Below are 15,201 nucleotides of genomic sequence, written 5' to 3'. Positions count from 1 at the left end.
GGGTTATCCCTGAAGGGCGATTCGGGGAAAGTTTGTTCTAATCGGTTGATATAAATCAATACTTATATTTGAGGCGGTGAACGTGAGTATGACGAAGACAACAGCTGGTTCCCTGCGTGGGCGACTGTCGGGCCTGCACGGGATGGTTTCGGGGGCTGTGCTCGGTTTTGGTGCCTGGGCGGGAGCGACCGCCCACGCCCGGGTCAATGACCTTCCGGGCGGCCCGGCCGTCAACCAGCTGAACTTCGCGCCGCCCGCCACCCGCATCGCCGAAGAGCAGCACTGGCTGCACTGGTTCATGCTGGTGATCTGTACCGTCATCTTCGTGCTGGTGTTCGGGGTGATGTTCTATTCCATCGTCAAGCACCGCAAGTCGGTGGGGCACAAGGCGCAGGAGCTGCCCGAACCGATCTGGGTGGAGCTGGGCTGGACCATCGTGCCGCTGCTGATCGTGATCGGCATGGCCCTGCCGGCCACCAAGGTGCTGGTGGCGCAGAAGGACACCACCGCCAGCGATATCACCATCAAGGCCACCGGCATGCAGTGGAAGTGGGGCTACGACTACCTCAAGGGGGAAGGCGAGGGCATCGGCTTCCTGTCCACGCTCGACGTGACCCACCGCGAAATGTCCAACAGCGGCAAACCCGCCCCGACCGACGACTACCTGCTCAAGGTCGACAACCCGCTGGTGGTGCCGGTGGGCAAGAAGATCCGCGTCATCACCACGGCCAACGACGTGATTCATGCCTGGATGGTGCCGGCCTTTGGCGTCAAGCAGGACGCGATCCCCGGCTTCGTGCGCGATACCTGGTTCCGTGCCGAAAAGACCGGTGACTTCTACGGCCAGTGCGCTGAGCTGTGTGGCAAGGAACACGCTTACATGCCCATCCACGTGAAGGTGCTGTCGGCCGAGGACTATTCCGCCTGGGTTGATGGCGAGAAGAAGAAGATGGCTGCCGCCGCAGACGATCCGAACAAGGTCTGGGTGCTGAGCGATCTGGTCAAGCGAGGCGAATCGGTGTACGCCGCCAACTGCGCAGCTTGCCACCAGGCCAACGGCAAGGGCGCCGGCCCGATCAAGCCGCTCGACGGCTCGGCCATCGTGACCGATACCGATCACGCCAAGATGATTCAGGTGCTGCTGCACGGCGCGGCCGGAGGGGCGATGCCTTCCTGGAAACAGCTGTCCGATACCGAACTGGCGGCGGTGATGACCTACGCCAAGAACAGCTGGTCCAACCAGACCGAGCAGATCGTGCAGCCCGCCGAAGTGGTCGCCGCCCGCCAGTGAGCGCGCCGCACCCAGGAATTTGAGCATCAAAGGAAAACGACATGAGTGCAGTGCTTGACCACCACGACGCGCACGACCACGATCACCACCATGCGCCCGCCGGCTGGCGGCGCTGGGTGTTCGCGACCAACCACAAGGACATCGGCACCCTGTACCTGCTGTTCTCGTTCACCATGCTGATGGTGGGCGGCGTGCTGGCGCTGGGCATCCGGGCCGAACTGTTCCAGCCCGGCCTGCAACTGGTCAACCCCGAGCTGTTCAACCAGCTCACGACCATGCACGGCATCATCATGGTGTTCGGGGCCATCATGCCGGCCTTCGTGGGCTTCGCGAACTGGATGCTGCCGCTGCAGATCGGCGCTTCCGACATGGCTTTCGCCCGCATGAACAACTTCAGCTTCTGGCTGATGATTCCGGCGGCCGTGATCATCGTGCTGTCGTTCTTCATGCCTGGTGGTGCTCCCGCCGCCGGCTGGACGCTGTACGCGCCGCTGACGCTGCAGATGGGGCCGTCGATGGACGCGGCGATTTTCGCCATGCACATCCTGGGCGCCTCTTCCATCATGGGCTCGATCAACATCATCGTGACCATCCTGAACATGCGCGCACCTGGCATGACGCTGATGAAGATGCCCATGTTCGCCTGGACCTGGCTGATCACCGCCTACCTGCTGATCGCCGTGATGCCCGTGCTGGCTGGCGCCATCACCATGACGCTGACCGACCGCCACTTCGGCACCAGCTTCTTCAATCCCGCCGGTGGCGGCGACCCGGTGATGTACCAGCACATCTTCTGGTTCTTCGGCCACCCCGAGGTCTACATCATGATCTTGCCGGCTTTCGGCATCGTGAGCCATGTGGTGTCGACCTTCTCGCGCAAGAAGCTGTTCGGCTACGCCTCCATGGTGTATGCCACCGGCTCCATCGCCATCCTGTCCTTCGTCGTGTGGGCGCACCACATGTTCACCACCGGCATGCCGGTGACGGGCCAACTGTTCTTCATGTATTCGACCATGCTGATCGCCGTGCCCACGGGCGTGAAGATCTTCAACTGGATCGCGACCATGTGGAAGGGTTCGATGACCTTCGAGACCCCGATGATGTGGGCCGTGGGCTTCATCTTCGTGTTCACCATGGGTGGCTTCACCGGCCTGATCCTGTCGATGGCGCCCATCGACATCAACTTCCAGGACACCTACTACGTGGTGGCCCACTTCCACTACGTGTTGGTGGCCGGTTCCCTGTTCGCCATGTTTGCGGGCGTCTACTACTGGCTGCCCAAGTGGACCGGCGTGATGTACAGCGAAACGCGCGGCAAGATCCATTTCTGGTGGTCGATGATCTCGTTCAACATCACCTTCTTCCCGATGCACTTCCTGGGGCTGGCCGGCATGCCTCGCCGGTACGCCGACTACCCCATGCAGTTCGCCGACTTCAACATGATCGCGTCGGTGGGGGCCTTCTTCTTCGGTTTCGCACAGGTTTACTTCTTCCTGTTCGTGGTCGTTCCGGCCATGCGCGGCAAGGGTGAAAAGGCCCCGCAGAAGCCCTGGGAGGGCGCTGTGGGCCTCGAATGGGAAGTGCCGTCGCCGGCGCCTCATCACACCTTCGAAAACCCGCCCAAGCTGGACGCCACCGCCACCCGCGTGGTGGGCTGACCCGGATCGGACACCTCGTTATGGACAACGACCTGCGCCGCAAGAATGTTCGCCTCGGGCTGATCCTGGCCTCGGTGGCGCTCATCTTCCTGCTGGGCTTCATGGGCAAGATGGCCCTGCTCGGCGGCTGACGCCGGCGACCACCTCGGACGGACATGGCACTGCACCGCGAAAACTGGAAGATGCTCGGCAAGCTCGGCGTGATCACGCTGGGCATGTTCGGCTTCGGTTACGCATTGGTGCCGATGTACCGTGCGATCTGCGATGCCCTGGGCATCAACGTGCTGGCGGTGGCCGAGCGCCAGATTCCTGGCGTGGCCCGAGGTCTGCCGGCCAATACCCAGGTGGATACCTCGCGCACCGTGACGGTGGAGTTCGACGTCAATGTCCGTGGTCCGTGGCATTTCAAACCCGAAATGCGGTCGATCGACGTGCACCCGGGTGAGCTCAAGACCGTGATGTACGAGTTCCAGAACATCCAGAACCGCACCATGGCGGCGCAGGCCATTCCGAGCTATGCCCCCAAGCAGTCGGAGGCCCATTTCAACAAGCTGGAGTGTTTCTGTTTTTCGCAGTACACCCTGGCGCCGGGCGAGAAAAAGTCGTGGCCGGTGGCTTTTGTGATTGATCCGAAGCTGCCCAAGGACGTGCGGACCATCACGCTGTCCTACACCTTCTTCGAAGTCGGCATGCAGACGCCGCCGGCGCCGCAGGCCACGTTGACCCGCCCGCCAGTTCCGGCCGCACAGGGGGCTGTATGAGCACACAACAGCCCACGCCGCCGGCACGCAAAGGCAGCCTGAAAGACACGGTCAAGGCCGTGCTCTGGGGCTTCCTGGGCGTGCGCCGTCAGGCCGACTACCAAAAAGACATTGCCCGCCTCAACCCGCTGCACATCATGGCGGTGGGGGTGGTTCTGGCTTTCCTGTTCGTGCTCCTGCTCATGGGCATCGTCAACTGGGTGGCCGGCGGGTGACGCCACGGATCTCAGACCTTATTTCTCACAGACCATAAAAGCGAAGGCATTCAGGAGCGAGCATGACCGCAGCATCCCACGGCACCACACCTTATTACTTTGTTCCTGGACTCTCCCGCCATCCGGCGCTCGCTGCCCTGGGGCTGTTCTTCGTGATCCTGGGCGCGGGGCAGTGGATCAACGGCGCGCAATGGGGCATGTACTCGCTGGTCTTCGGCCTGGCGTTCTGGCTGATCGTGCTGTTCCAGTGGTTCCGCGACGCCGTGGGTGAGAGCGAGGGCGGCCTCTACGGTCGCAAGATCGACATCTCGTTCCGCTGGAGCATGAGCTGGTTCATCTTCTCCGAAGTGATGTTCTTCGGCGCCTTCTTCACCGCGCTGTGGTGGGCACGGGTGCAGGCGATTCCCAATCTGGGCAACATCGAAAACGCGCTGCTCTGGCCCGACTTTTCGGCCATCTGGCCCAGCGCGCAGGCGGGCGCCACGGCATCGCCGGGCGGCATCGTCGAGCCCTTCCAGACCGTCGGTCCGTTCTGGTTGCCGACCATCAACACCGCGCTTCTGCTGACCTCGGGCGTCACGCTGACCATCGCTCACCACGCGCTGCAGGCTGGCAACCGCGCCAAGACCATCGCCTTCATGTGGATGACGGTGCTGCTCGGTGTGATCTTCCTGTTCGTGCAGGGCTATGAATATGCGCACGCCTATGCCGACCTGAACCTCAAGCTCAGCTCGGGCATCTTCGGCTCCACGTTCTTCATGCTGACCGGCTTCCACGGCTTCCACGTTTTCGTGGGCATGCTGATGCTGCTGTTCATCACGCTGCGTCTGCAGAAGGGCCACTTCACCCCGCAACGCCATTTCGGCTTCGAAGGGGCGGCCTGGTACTGGCACTTTGTGGACGTGGTCTGGCTGGGTCTTTACATCCTGGTCTACTGGATGTGACCGCCGCGTGATCCATTTCCAACAAGGCGCCTTCAGGGCGCCTTGTTGCTTCTGGCGGGAGGTGGCGCGGTGTCAGCGCAAGGGCAGGCCCGTCGGCTGGATCCAGCCGAGCAGGTAGCTGACCAGCACCGCGACGAAGAGCAGCACGGAGAAGGCGACCCGCAGTGCCAGCGCCCGTGCCATGCGGCGATTGGGGGCGGGCGCTTCACCGCCTTCACCCTCGGCCGGTGGCGCATGGCCTTTCATCATGAACACGAGCGCGGCTCCCAGGCTGGCAAGGATGGCCACGAATGCCACAATGACGAGGTACTTCATGGCCGCCATTATCGATCGCTTGTCTTCCCCAACGCTGTCCCGCCATGCCTGAACCGACCGCTCCGTCTGCGCGTTTTCGCAGTGCCCGTTTCTGGCTGATCACACTGGCGGCGCTGGTCGTGATGGTGGTGACCGCCTCGCTCGGGCGCTGGCAGTTGGGGCGGGCGCAGCTCAAGCTGGATCTGCAGGCGTCGATCGAGGCGCGTGGTGCGCAGCCCGCGCTGGATACGCCGGCGGTGTTGGCGGTCGCGTCGACCGAGGCGCTGTTGCACCGGCAGGCGCAGTTGCAGGGGCAGTGGGTGGCCGCGGCCACGGTCTGGCTGGAGAACCGGCCGATGGCCGGGCGGAGTGGATTCATCGTGGTCACCCCGTTGCGCCTGGAAGGCTCCGAGCGCACGGTTCTGGTCCAACGTGGCTGGGTGCCGCGTGATTTCCAGGACCGCACGCGGTTGCCGGCACTGGACACACCGCAGGGTATGGTGCAGGTGCGCGGCCGCCTTGCCCCGCCGCCATCGAGGCTGTTCGAGCCGGGAGCGGCGGCGCCGGGGCCGATCCGGCAAAATATCGAGTTGGCCGCTTATGCCCGGGAGACGGGACTGGCGTTGCTCGACCTCTCTCTCTTGCAGACCGGTGACGCAGGCGATGGCCTGCTGCGGGACTGGCCGCGCTTCGCGGCCGATGTGTCCAAGCACCACGGTTATGCCTTCCAGTGGTTTGGTTTGTGTGCCCTCACGGGCTTGCTGTATGTCTGGTTCCAATTCATCGCCCCCCGCCGACAACGGCACCGCCCCGCCCCGTGACGAACCGCTGACGCTGACCGTGCACTCGCTGCCGGCGGCCGATGCGCAGACGGTGCGCTCGGCAGTCGACACGCGTGCCGGGCGTTGGAAGATGGTGCTGCTGCTGTTGGTCAGCGCGGCGCCGGTGATCGCCTCCTACTTCACCTATTACGTGATCCGGCCGCAGGGGCGGACCAACTATGGCGAACTGGTCGATCCCCAACGCCCCTTGCCCGCCTGGACCGGCCGCGATGCGGCAGGTGCCGAAGTGCCGCTGACGGCGTTGCGCGGTCAATGGCTGTTGCTGAGCGTTGCGGACTCTTCCTGCGCCCAGGTCTGTCAGGACCATCTTTATCTGCAGCGCCAGTTGCGCGAAAGCCTGGGCAAAGACAAGGACCGCATGGACTGGGTCTGGCTGCGCACCGGCGAAGCGGCCGTGCCGGAAGCCCTGCGCGCCGGGGTCGCTTCGGCCACCGTGCTGCAGGTCGATGCTGCGGCGGTGGCGCAGTGGCTGCAGCCTGCCCAAGGCCAGCGCCTGGAAGACCACCTGTACGTGATCGACCCCCTGGGCAACTGGATGATGCGGTTTCCGGCGAACGTCGAGCCCAAGCGTGCCCGCCGTGACCTGGAGCGGCTGATGCGCGCGTCCTCGTCGTGGGACCGTGCCGGCCGTGAAAGCGCGGCGGGCCACTGAGCCGGTCCGGAGCGCTTGCCATGGAAGCTTCGATGGACGTCCCGCTGTACGACCTGGCCCCGGTCGCCCGGATGATGTTGCTCGGCGTGGTGCTCGCCCTGGGCCCGCTGACCTGGGTCTGGTTGCGCAACCGCCAGGCGCCCGTGGCACGTCGGCTGCAGGTGCTGACCCTGGTGACCTTGTTCCTCACCTTCGACCTCGTGCTGTTCGGCGCCTTCACGCGCCTGACCGATTCGGGGCTGGGCTGTCCGGACTGGCCTGGCTGTTATGGCAGTGCGAGCCCGGTGGGCGCCAAGGCCGAGATCGCGGCCGCCCAGTCCGCCATGCCGACCGGGCCGGTGACGCTGTCCAAAGCCTGGATCGAAATGGTTCACCGCTATCTCGCGACCGGCGTCGGGGTCCTGATCCTGGTGCTGACGGCCGTGAGTTGGGTCGAGCGCCGGCGCCTGTCGGTCTCGCCCTGGTGGCCGACGGTCACCTTGTTATGGGTGAGCCTGCAAGGGGCCTTCGGGGCCCTGACGGTGACCATGAAGCTGTTCCCCGCCATCGTCACGCTGCACCTGCTCGGGGGGCTGGGGTTGCTGGCGCTGCTGCGCTGGCAGGCATCGCGCTACGCGCAGGCGGCCCGCCCGGCAGCGCCGGTGCCGGCGCGTCTGTGGTGGGCCGCGCTGGCCGTCTGGGGGCTGCTGTGGCTGCAGATCGCGCTGGGTGGCTGGGTGAGCACCAACTATGCGGTACTGGCCTGCACGGAATTTCCGACCTGCCAGGGCCAGTGGTGGCCGACGATGGACTGGCACGAGGGCTTTGCGCTCTGGCGCGAACTGGGTCAGGGCCGTTCGGGCGCCTCGATCCCGTTTGCGGCTCTCACGGCCATCCATTACGCCCACCGCCTGGCCGCCTATGCCGTGCTGGCAGCGCTGCTGGCGCTGGTGTGGGCCCTGTGGCGGCAGCCGCCGCTGCGCGGGGTGGCCCGCTGGCTCGCGGCACTGGCCGCCTGGCAACTGCTGACCGGCCTGTCCAACGTGTTGCTTGACTGGCCCCTGCTGTCCGCCGTGGGCCACACCGGTGGCGCCGCCGCGCTGGTGCTGGTGCTGACCGGCCTGCTGGGCGATGCGCGCCCCGCCGCGACCGCCCGCCGCACTTTTTCCGCCTCTCCTTCCCGTGCCCGCCGATGAGTGACGCCGCCCCTTCCCCCGCTGCCGCCCTGCCGTCCACCTGGCGGCAGTTTCATGCGCTGACCAAGCCCCGGGTCATTCAGCTCATCGTGTTCTGCGCGCTCATCGGCATGGTGCTGGCCGTGCCGGGTCTGCCGCGCTGGGCCGATGTCCGGCTCGCCGCCATCGCCTGCCTGGGCATCTGGCTGGTGGCCGGTGCCGCCGCGGCGTTCAACTGCGTGGTCGAACAGCGCATCGACGCGCGCATGAAGCGCACCGCCTGGCGCCCCACGGCCAAGGGCGAACTGACCAACCTCCAGACCCTGAGTTTCTCGGCCGTCCTGTGTGCCATCGGCTCGGCCATTCTGTACGTTTGGGTCAACCCACTGACCATGTGGCTGACCTTCGCCACCTTCGTCGGCTACGCGGTGATCTACACGGTGGTGCTCAAGCCGCTGACGCCGCAGAACATCGTGATTGGCGGGGCTTCGGGCGCCATGCCGCCGGTGCTGGGCTGGGCGGCGATGACGGGCGAGGTCGCGCCCGAGGCACTGATCCTGTTCCTCATCATCTTCCTGTGGACGCCGCCGCACTTCTGGGCGCTGGCGCTGTACCGGGTGGAGGACTATCGCAAGTCGGGGCTGCCCATGCTGCCGGTCACCCATGGCTCCGAGTTCACGCGTCTGCAGATCCTGCTCTATACCTTCGTGCTGTTCGCGGCCTGTCTCATGCCCTTCGTGATGCGCATGAGCGGCTGGTTCTACCTGGCGGCGGCCGTGGTGCTGTCGATCGGCTTCTGTGGCTACGCGGTGGCGCTCTGGCGCCAGTATTCCGACGCGCTGGCCCGCAAGACCTTCCGTTTTTCGCTGATCCACCTGTCGCTGCTGTTCGCGGCCCTGCTGGTGGACCATTACCTCTGATTTTTCTGGGAGCGCGCACCGTTATGAACCGCCGACATCTTCTGGCCCTGGGCGTGAGCGGCCTGTTTCTGGGCGCCTGTTCGGACAAGGCCGCCGAGGCACCGGCCTCGGCCTTCAAGGGCATCGACATCACGGGTGCCCCGTACGCGGACGACTTCCGGCTCGCCGACCACAACGGCCAGATGCGCACCCTGGCCGATTTTCGCGGCAAGGTGGTGGTGATCTTTTTTGGCTACACGCAGTGCCCCGATGTCTGCCCGACCTCGATGGCCGAACTGGCGCAGGCCAAACAGCTGCTGGGTGCCGACGGGGACCGGCTGCAAGGCCTGTTCATCAGCGTGGACCCGGAGCGCGACACGCCCGCGATCATGAAGGAATACATGGCCAGCTTCGACCCGAGCTTTCTGGCGCTGCACGCCTCGCCGGAAGAACTGCCCGAGCTGGCCAAGCGTTTCAAGATCTACTACAAGAAGGTCGACGGCCAGACGCCCACCAGCTACACCATGGACCACTCCGCAGGCAGCTACCTCTACGACCCGCAGGGCCGGGTGCGGGTGTACCACCGCTATGCCAGCGGCGCCCCTTCGTTGGCGGACGACGCCCGGATACTGCTGGCCGAGCCGGCTGCTGGTGGCTGAAAACGCTGCAGATCCACAAAAAAGCCCCACGCAGACGGTACTGCGCGGGGCTTTTTTCATGAGGGCGGTTGTGGCCCGCCCGAACGCGGCTTCAGTCCACCTTGGCGCCGCTGATCTTGACCACGCGCTGGTATTTCGCGCGTTCGCGGGTCATGAAGGCGGCAAAGGCGTCGGGCGTGTTGGGAGCCGGATCGGCCATCAGGGCTGCGAAGCGGTTCTTCACCTCGGGCGTGGCCAGCGCCTGGGTGAAGGCGGTGTTCAGGCGCGCGGCGGTGTCTGCCGGGATACCGGCCGGGGCGACGAGGCCCCACCAGGTGTCGATCTCGAAGTCAGGCAGGGTTTCGGCCAGTGCCGGCACGTCGGGCATCACCGGGCTGCGCCGCGCGGTGGTCACCGCCAGGGCCTTGAGTTTGCCGGCGCGGATGTTGGTGGCGGCGGCAGCGAGGTTGTCGAAGTTGAAGTCGACCTGGCCGGACAGCAGGCCGAGCTGGGCCGGGTTGGCGCCGTTGTAGGGAATGTGCAGGGCGAACACGCCGGCCTGGAACTTTAACAGCTCGCCAGCCAGGTGCCCGGCGCTGCCGTTGCCGCCGGAGCCGTAGTTCAACACGCCCGGGTGGGCCTTGGCGTAGCGGATCAGGTCGGTCACGGTGCGGATGCCCAGGCGCTGCGCCGTGTCCGCGTTCATGACCAGCACGTTGGGCACGCGCAGCATCTGGGTGATGGGCGTGAAGTCTTTCTGTGGGTCGTAGGGCAGCTTGCTGAACAGCCAGGGGTTGATGGCGTGCGAAGCGGTGGTGGCGATGCCGATGGTGTGCCCGTCGGGGGCCGACTTGGCGACCGCGCTGATGCCGATGTTGCCGCCCGCACCAGGCCGGTTTTCCACGATCACGGTACCCAGGCTGTCCTTCACCGCTTCGGCCAGGATGCGCGCGGTCACGTCGATCGGCCCGCCCGCGGCGAACGGGACGACGATGCGGGTGACCTTGTCAGCCTGGGCCAGGGCAATACCGGGAGCAGCCAGCGAGGCGGCGGCGAGCGCTCCGAGGACTTGGCGGCGTGCAATCATGAAGGGTCTCCTGTCAGGTTTTGTCGGCCGCGCTGGTGAAGGCGTCGGCATAAAAGGCTTCTTCCGGCAAGCCGGCCGCGACGTAGTCGCGCCGGGCGGATTCCACCACGATGGGCGCACCGCAGGCGTAGACCTCGTGGCCCGAGAGATCGGGAATGTCCTGCAGCACCGCCTGGTGGACGAAGCCGGTGCGGCCTGACCAGGCGTCTTCGGGCTGGGCGTCCGAAACCACCGGGACGTAGTGCAACTGGGGCAGCGTGGCCTGCTGGGCAGCGATCCAGTCCGACTGGTACAGGTCGGCCGGGCGGCGCCCGCCCCAGTACAGCGCCACAGGGCGGGTGATGCCCTGGTGAGCCATGTGTTCCAGAATGGCCTTGATCGGGGCGAAGCCCGTTCCCGAGGCCAGCAGGACGATGGGCTTGTCCGAGTCCTCGCGCAGGAAGAAGCTGCCGTAAGGCCCTTCGATGCGCAGGATCTCCTTTTCTTTCATCGCGCCGAAAACGTGGTCGGTGAATTTGCCGCCGGGCATGTGCCGGATGTGCAGTTCGATGTGCGGGCCGCTCGCCTGGGTGTGCGGCGCATTGGCCATCGAATAGCTGCGGCGGTCGCCGTCGCGCAGCAGGAATTCCACGTACTGGCCGGCGTGGTACTGGAAGGTGTCGGCGGCCGGCAACTGGAGCTTGAGCACGATCACGTCGTGCGACGCACGCGCCATCGTGTTCACGCGCACCGGCATCTTCTTGATGGGGAAGGCGCCGGCCTCGGTGACCTGGCGCGACTCGATCACCACGTCGCTGTGCGCGGTGCCGCAGCAGGTCAGCACGTAACCGGCGGCCTCTTCTTCGGCGCTCAGCGCTTTGGCCTGGTGCGGGCCATGGGTCACGCTGCCGCTGACCAGCTTGCACTTGCAGGAACCGCAGGCGCCGTCCTTGCAGCCATAGGGGAGCCCGATGCCCTGCCGGATGCCGGCGGCCAGGAGGGTTTCGGTGGGTTCGGCGGCGAACGCACGCACGCTGGGCGTGACGGTGATGGTGAATGTCATACTGTGAGGCTTGTCTGGCGGGCTCGACACGTGGGCGCGGACCGGTGTCCGGGTCGGCCAGCCGCCATTCTCTCAAATACCCCATGGGCATCATCTTTCAGGGCGCATTGCCCGCGCGCTTCCGCCGCGAGCGGGTGCTGATCGTCGGTTGTGGCGATGTCGGCCTGCGCGCCGCGCGCGAACTGGGTGCGGGCCGCCGCGCCCGGCTGCTGGCGCTGACCTCCAGCCCGGAGCGCCACGACGCCTTGCGCAGTGCCGGCATCGTGCCGCTGGCGGGCAACCTAGACGCGCCCGCCAGTCTGCGCCGCCTGGCCGGTCTGGCGTCGCGCGTGCTGCATCTGGCGCCGCCGCCAGCCGGCGAAACCGGGAACTGGTGGCTGGATGGGCGCACACGCGCGCTGACGCGGGTACTGGCGTTGCGGGGGCGACCGCTGTCGCTTGTGTACGGATCGACCAGTGGGGTCTATGGTGACCGGGCGGGTGCCTGGGTGCGCGAAACCGATGCCCTGCAGGCGCAGTCGCCCCGCGCGCTGCGCCGGGTCGATGCCGAGGCGGCAGTGCGCTGGCTCGGCCGGGCGTTCGGCGTGCGCTGCACCACGCTGCGCATTCCCGGCATCTATGCCCATGACCGCGCCGGTGGTCCGCGCGACCGCCTGTTGCGCGGTACACCCGTGCTGCGCGTGGAAGATGATGTGTTCACCAGCCACATCCATGCCGACGACCTCGCGCGGGCCTGCGTGCGGGCGTTGTGGCAGGGGCGCGCCCAGCGTTGCCTGAACGTGGCAGACGACACCGAACTGCGCATGGGCGACTACTTCGATGTTGCCGCCGACCTGTTCGGGCTGCCCCGGCCGCCGCGCCTGGCGCGGGATGCGGCACGCGAGCAACTGCCGGTGTCGCTGCTGAGCTTCATGAACGAATCGCGCCGGCTGCGCAACGATCGCCTGAAAGCCGAATTGCGCCTGCGCCTGCGCTACCCCACGGTGGCCGAGGGCCTGTGCGCACAGGCGGCCGGCAGGACTCAGGTGCCGCCGCCGGGCACCAGGGTCGCCAGCAGCCAGGCCAGATAGGCCCCATAGGCGAACAGCAGGGTCAGGGCCTCGGGGCGGCGCAGCAGGCCTTCGCCGCGCCGCCGGGCGAGCACGAACAGCGCGAGGGTCATGCCGGCCAGTACCGGCAGGTCGCGCGTGAGGGCCTGGGGTTCGATGTCGGCGGGCGCAATGGCTGCGGTCAGGCCGACCACGGCCAGCAGGTTGAACAGGGCCGCACCCAGCACCGTGCCCAGCACGACATCGTCGTCACCCTGGCGCGCCGCAGCCACACAGGCGGCCAGCTCGGGCAGGGCGCAGCCCAGGGCGATCACGCTCAGGCCCATGGCCAGATCGCTGATGCCCAGCAGCCAGGCTGCGGCCGCAGTGCCCCAGACCAGCAGGGCCGAACCACCGGCCAGCACGGCGGCGGCCACCAGGCTTTGCAGCAGCGCTGCGCCGAGGGAGCGGGTGGGGGCGGGGGCATCGTTGGCCGCGATTTCCCGGGCCAGGGCATCGTCGGCATGCCGCCGCGGCTGCCGCACCGTCCAGACCAGCAACGCGCCCATGGCCGCCAGCAGCACGAAGGCGTCGGCTCTGGAGAGTGTGCTGTCGGCCACCAGCACGGCGGTCAGAGCGGTCGCTGCCAGCAGCATTGGCGCTTCCCGGCGCAGCACCTGCGAGCGCAGGCGCACCGGCGCCAGCAGTGCTGTCACTGCCAGGATGAGGCCAATGTTCACGATATGGGCGCCCCAGGCATTGCCAAGGGCCAGGCCCGGGCGTTCCAGCCAGGCCGACCAGATCGCCACCGCCAGCTCGGGCACCGAATGGCCAAAGCCGACCACCACCAGTCCCACCAGCAAGGGCGGCATGCGCCCGTGGCGGGCCAAGGCCCGCGCGCCCAGGACGAACTGCTCGCCGCTCCAGGCCAGCATCAGCAGTCCGGCAAGCAGGGCGGCGATGGGCAACAGCATGGTAACAACTTGGGCATTCGGGCTGGAGGACAATGGCATTGTGTCAGTGCCCGGGGCCCGTTTCGGCGCCAGGGCCCCCTGGGATCAAGACTTTGCCGGACCATCCTCCCCCGCACGCATTGCGGCACGCCCCTTCCCGTCAGCGCGATTTCTGGAGCCTGCCCTGGCTGGCGCGGGGGGCGCTGACCGCTGTCGGGGTGCTGCTGCTGCTCGGGCTGATCTGGTGGTGGCGTCCGGCGTTTCTGCTGCCGGGCACCCAGTCGCTGGTGATGGAGGGGGGCGACCCTTATATCCGGGCGCTCATGCGCACGATCTCGGCCAGCGAATCCAATGTGCTGCGCCCTTATCACGTCTTGCATGGCGGTGAACTGGTGGGCACGCTGGACCGCCACCCCAACCGGTGCGAGGCCATCGGCAAGGGGCCCAACAAGGGCAATTGCTCCACGGCCGCAGGCCGCTACCAACTGCTGTATGGCACCTGGGTCGAGCTGGCGGCCAAGTACCACCCGCAGCGGACCAGCGATCCCCTGGATGCCACCGAACTGAGTTTTGCGCCGATCTACCAGGATCTGGTGGTGCACGCCTGGCTGAGCGAGCCGCGCTGGGGCGGCAGCCTGGCGACCCAGCTCCAGCAGGGGCGCATCCAGGTCGTGCTCCGGCGCCTTTCCGGTACCTGGACCAGTCTGGGTTATGGGATCGAAAACAACACAATGAGCCGTGAGCTGCCGCGTATCTACCGCCAGTTGGTGGAAGAAGAATTGCAGCGCGCCGGGGTTGCTCGCCCGGCCGGTTGAAGACCGGCCGGCCTGCGCCATCGGGCACTCATTCCAGCGGCAGGGCGGTGGTGCACTTGAGTTCGTCGAGGCAGATGCTGGAACGCACGCTGCTGACACCAGGCAACTGGGCCAGGGTGCGGAGCAGGAAGTCCGACAGCGCCTTGAGATCGCGCGCCACCACCTTGCACACGTAGTCGAAGTCGCCCGTGACGGCGTAGCACTCCAGCACCTCGGGCATCTTGCCCACGGTGCGCTGGAACTTCACCAGTTCCCTGTGCTGCCCCCGCTCCATCGAGACGTGCACGAAAGCCATCACGCCCAGGCCCAGGCGCTGCGGATCGAGCCGGGCTTCGTAACCGCGGATGTAGCCCGCGCTTTCCAGCCGGCGGTGGCGGCGGTTGCTCTGCGCGGGAGACAGGTGCACGGTCTGCGCCAGTTCCTGGTTGCTGATGCGGCCGTTGGCCTGCAAGGCCGCCAGCAGGCGCCGGTCCAGGCGGTCGAGTGTCTCGCTGTGCAACGAAATTCCGCTGTTGTCGGCATTCATGAAAGGGTCTCTCGGTGTTTGCCCGGAGTGTGGCCGAAAACGAGAGCAAATTGTCCGAATCGTGCCGCAAACTCTGCGGCATCAAACGACAGGAGACACCCCATGCCCGCTCTGACCCCCGAGGCCGTGCGCGAACAACTGGCCGCCTTGCCCCACTGGACCCCCGAACCTCTGGGTGACGCCATCTGCCGCAGCTTTCTGTTTCCGGACTTTGCCCACGCCTTCGGTTTCATGGCCGAGATGGCCCTGGTGTCGGAGAAGATGGATCACCACCCGGAGTGGAGCAATGTGTACAACCGGGTCGAGGTGCGGCTGACCACCCACGATGTGCACGGGCTGTCGGCGCGCGACATCGCCTGGGCGCAGCGGGCCGACGCGGCCTTTGAGCGGCGGAGCGCCTGA

General features: G+C 66.6%; 19 protein-coding genes. 14 read left to right on the top strand and 5 right to left on the bottom strand.

Annotation, left to right across the window (positions count from 1 at the left end; all coding sequences use genetic code 11):
- The first annotated feature begins 142 nt into the window (after nt 1–142).
- The 6 genes from coxB (at nt 143) to L0977_RS17950 (ending at nt 4,869) form a co-directional block, all read left to right on the top strand.
- Nucleotides 143–1,291, top strand: coding sequence for a cytochrome c oxidase subunit II (coxB, locus tag L0977_RS17975; protein ID WP_234266262.1), 1,149 nt, complete (start codon nt 143–145; stop codon nt 1,289–1,291).
- 41 nt (nt 1,292–1,332) lie between these two features.
- Nucleotides 1,333–2,949, top strand: a complete 1,617-nt coding sequence (gene ctaD / locus L0977_RS17970; RefSeq protein WP_234266230.1) for a cytochrome c oxidase subunit I — start codon at nt 1,333–1,335, stop codon at nt 2,947–2,949.
- 20 nt (nt 2,950–2,969) lie between these two features.
- Nucleotides 2,970–3,080, top strand: a complete 111-nt coding sequence (locus tag L0977_RS17965) for a cytochrome oxidase small assembly protein (protein WP_234266229.1) — start codon at nt 2,970–2,972, stop codon at nt 3,078–3,080.
- A 24-nt stretch (nt 3,081–3,104) separates the two neighbouring features.
- Complete coding sequence (locus L0977_RS17960) at nt 3,105–3,710, top strand: cytochrome c oxidase assembly protein (protein WP_234266228.1); 606 nt, start codon at nt 3,105–3,107, stop codon at nt 3,708–3,710.
- A complete protein-coding gene (locus L0977_RS17955) occupies nt 3,707–3,925 on the top strand; it encodes a DUF2970 domain-containing protein (protein ID WP_234266227.1) in 219 nt (72 codons plus the stop codon). Before L0977_RS17960 ends, L0977_RS17955 begins: the two co-directional genes overlap by 4 nt.
- A 62-nt stretch (nt 3,926–3,987) precedes the next feature.
- A complete protein-coding gene (locus L0977_RS17950; RefSeq protein WP_234266226.1) occupies nt 3,988–4,869 on the top strand; it encodes a cytochrome c oxidase subunit 3 in 882 nt (293 codons plus the stop codon).
- Nucleotides 4,870–4,941: 72 nt separating this feature from the next.
- Here the strand turns inward: L0977_RS17950 and L0977_RS17945 are convergent, their stop codons facing one another.
- Nucleotides 4,942–5,184 carry a twin transmembrane helix small protein gene (locus tag L0977_RS17945; RefSeq protein ID WP_234266225.1) on the bottom strand — a complete coding sequence of 81 codons (243 nt, stop codon included), beginning with the start codon at nt 5,182–5,184 and terminating at the stop codon, nt 4,942–4,944.
- A gap of 44 nt (nt 5,185–5,228) precedes the next feature.
- Between L0977_RS17945 and L0977_RS17940 the strand changes: the two genes are divergently transcribed.
- Genes L0977_RS17940 through L0977_RS17920 form a run of 5 tightly spaced genes read left to right on the top strand, consistent with a single transcriptional unit; the run spans nt 5,229 to nt 9,369 of the window.
- Complete coding sequence (locus L0977_RS17940; RefSeq protein ID WP_234266224.1) at nt 5,229–5,984, top strand: SURF1 family protein; 756 nt, start codon at nt 5,229–5,231, stop codon at nt 5,982–5,984.
- Nucleotides 5,929–6,657 carry an SCO family protein gene (locus L0977_RS17935; RefSeq protein ID WP_234266223.1) on the top strand — a complete coding sequence of 243 codons (729 nt, stop codon included), beginning with the start codon at nt 5,929–5,931 and terminating at the stop codon, nt 6,655–6,657. The genes L0977_RS17940 and L0977_RS17935 overlap by 56 nt, the downstream gene beginning before the upstream one ends.
- Before the next feature lie 20 nt (nt 6,658–6,677).
- Nucleotides 6,678–7,832 (top strand): COX15/CtaA family protein, encoded by a 1,155-nt coding sequence (locus tag L0977_RS17930; RefSeq protein ID WP_234266222.1) that lies wholly within the window; start codon nt 6,678–6,680, stop codon nt 7,830–7,832.
- Nucleotides 7,829–8,731: a heme o synthase gene (gene cyoE, locus L0977_RS17925; RefSeq protein ID WP_234266221.1), complete on the top strand. Its 903-nt coding sequence runs from the start codon at nt 7,829–7,831 to the stop codon at nt 8,729–8,731. Before L0977_RS17930 ends, cyoE begins: the two co-directional genes overlap by 4 nt.
- Before the next feature lie 23 nt (nt 8,732–8,754).
- Nucleotides 8,755–9,369: an SCO family protein gene (locus tag L0977_RS17920; protein WP_234266220.1), complete on the top strand. Its 615-nt coding sequence runs from the start codon at nt 8,755–8,757 to the stop codon at nt 9,367–9,369.
- Nucleotides 9,370–9,460: 91 nt separating this feature from the next.
- On the opposite strand, the gene L0977_RS17915 is transcribed toward L0977_RS17920, so the two are convergent.
- A complete protein-coding gene (locus tag L0977_RS17915) occupies nt 9,461–10,435 on the bottom strand; it encodes a Bug family tripartite tricarboxylate transporter substrate binding protein (protein ID WP_234266219.1) in 975 nt (324 codons plus the stop codon).
- A 13-nt stretch (nt 10,436–10,448) separates the two neighbouring features.
- On the bottom strand, nt 10,449–11,477 hold the full coding sequence (locus tag L0977_RS17910; RefSeq protein WP_234266218.1) for a CDP-6-deoxy-delta-3,4-glucoseen reductase: 1,029 nt from the start codon (nt 11,475–11,477) through the stop codon (nt 10,449–10,451).
- Between the two features lie 83 nt (nt 11,478–11,560).
- On the opposite strand from L0977_RS17910, the gene L0977_RS17905 reads away from it, so the two are divergent.
- Nucleotides 11,561–12,547, top strand: coding sequence for an NAD-dependent epimerase/dehydratase family protein (locus L0977_RS17905; protein ID WP_234266217.1), 987 nt, complete (start codon nt 11,561–11,563; stop codon nt 12,545–12,547).
- Here the strand turns inward: L0977_RS17905 and L0977_RS17900 are convergent.
- Complete coding sequence (locus tag L0977_RS17900; RefSeq protein WP_234266216.1) at nt 12,499–13,479, bottom strand: calcium/sodium antiporter; 981 nt, start codon at nt 13,477–13,479, stop codon at nt 12,499–12,501. The two genes, L0977_RS17905 and L0977_RS17900, sit on opposite strands and share 49 nt — an antisense overlap.
- A gap of 92 nt (nt 13,480–13,571) precedes the next feature.
- On the opposite strand from L0977_RS17900, the gene L0977_RS17895 reads away from it, so the two are divergent.
- Entirely contained in the window at nt 13,572–14,273 is a 702-nt protein-coding gene (locus L0977_RS17895; protein WP_234266215.1) for a glycoside hydrolase family 24 protein, read from the top strand.
- Nucleotides 14,274–14,301: 28 nt separating this feature from the next.
- On the opposite strand, the gene L0977_RS17890 is transcribed toward L0977_RS17895, so the two are convergent.
- Nucleotides 14,302–14,799 carry an Lrp/AsnC family transcriptional regulator gene (locus L0977_RS17890; protein ID WP_442786650.1) on the bottom strand — a complete coding sequence of 166 codons (498 nt, stop codon included), beginning with the start codon at nt 14,797–14,799 and terminating at the stop codon, nt 14,302–14,304.
- Between the two features lie 102 nt (nt 14,800–14,901).
- On the opposite strand from L0977_RS17890, the gene L0977_RS17885 reads away from it, so the two are divergent.
- The gene (locus tag L0977_RS17885) at nt 14,902–15,201 is read left to right on the top strand and encodes a 4a-hydroxytetrahydrobiopterin dehydratase (protein WP_234266214.1); all 300 of its coding nucleotides are present in this window, start codon (nt 14,902–14,904) and stop codon (nt 15,199–15,201) included.

This window comes from Hydrogenophaga sp. NFH-34 (assembly GCF_021401345.1).
Lineage (GTDB): Bacteria > Pseudomonadota > Gammaproteobacteria > Burkholderiales > Burkholderiaceae_C > Hydrogenophaga > Hydrogenophaga electricum.
Note: the sequence above shows the minus strand (reverse complement) of the source record. Positions and strands in the feature narration are given on the sequence as shown.

Bases quoted from the DNA above. Each gene is read 5' to 3' on its own strand.
- coxB (WP_234266262.1), top strand. From the start codon at position 143: ATGGTTTCGGGGGCTGTGCTCGGTTTTGGTGCCTGGGCGGGAGCGACC.
- ctaD (WP_234266230.1), top strand. From the start codon at position 1,333: ATGAGTGCAGTGCTTGACCACCACGACGCGCACGACCACGATCACCAC.
- L0977_RS17965 (WP_234266229.1), top strand. From the start codon at position 2,970: ATGGACAACGACCTGCGCCGCAAGAATGTTCGCCTCGGGCTGATCCTG.
- L0977_RS17960 (WP_234266228.1), top strand. From the start codon at position 3,105: ATGGCACTGCACCGCGAAAACTGGAAGATGCTCGGCAAGCTCGGCGTG.
- L0977_RS17955 (WP_234266227.1), top strand. From the start codon at position 3,707: ATGAGCACACAACAGCCCACGCCGCCGGCACGCAAAGGCAGCCTGAAA.
- L0977_RS17950 (WP_234266226.1), top strand. From the start codon at position 3,988: ATGACCGCAGCATCCCACGGCACCACACCTTATTACTTTGTTCCTGGA.
- L0977_RS17945 (WP_234266225.1), bottom strand. From the start codon at position 5,184: ATGAAGTACCTCGTCATTGTGGCATTCGTGGCCATCCTTGCCAGCCTG.
- L0977_RS17940 (WP_234266224.1), top strand. From the start codon at position 5,229: ATGCCTGAACCGACCGCTCCGTCTGCGCGTTTTCGCAGTGCCCGTTTC.
- L0977_RS17935 (WP_234266223.1), top strand. From the start codon at position 5,929: ATGTCTGGTTCCAATTCATCGCCCCCCGCCGACAACGGCACCGCCCCG.
- L0977_RS17930 (WP_234266222.1), top strand. From the start codon at position 6,678: ATGGAAGCTTCGATGGACGTCCCGCTGTACGACCTGGCCCCGGTCGCC.
- cyoE (WP_234266221.1), top strand. From the start codon at position 7,829: ATGAGTGACGCCGCCCCTTCCCCCGCTGCCGCCCTGCCGTCCACCTGG.
- L0977_RS17920 (WP_234266220.1), top strand. From the start codon at position 8,755: ATGAACCGCCGACATCTTCTGGCCCTGGGCGTGAGCGGCCTGTTTCTG.
- L0977_RS17915 (WP_234266219.1), bottom strand. From the start codon at position 10,435: ATGATTGCACGCCGCCAAGTCCTCGGAGCGCTCGCCGCCGCCTCGCTG.
- L0977_RS17910 (WP_234266218.1), bottom strand. From the start codon at position 11,477: ATGACATTCACCATCACCGTCACGCCCAGCGTGCGTGCGTTCGCCGCC.
- L0977_RS17905 (WP_234266217.1), top strand. From the start codon at position 11,561: ATGGGCATCATCTTTCAGGGCGCATTGCCCGCGCGCTTCCGCCGCGAG.
- L0977_RS17900 (WP_234266216.1), bottom strand. From the start codon at position 13,479: ATGCTGTTGCCCATCGCCGCCCTGCTTGCCGGACTGCTGATGCTGGCC.
- L0977_RS17890 (WP_442786650.1), bottom strand. From the start codon at position 14,799: ATGAATGCCGACAACAGCGGAATTTCGTTGCACAGCGAGACACTCGAC.
- L0977_RS17885 (WP_234266214.1), top strand. From the start codon at position 14,902: ATGCCCGCTCTGACCCCCGAGGCCGTGCGCGAACAACTGGCCGCCTTG.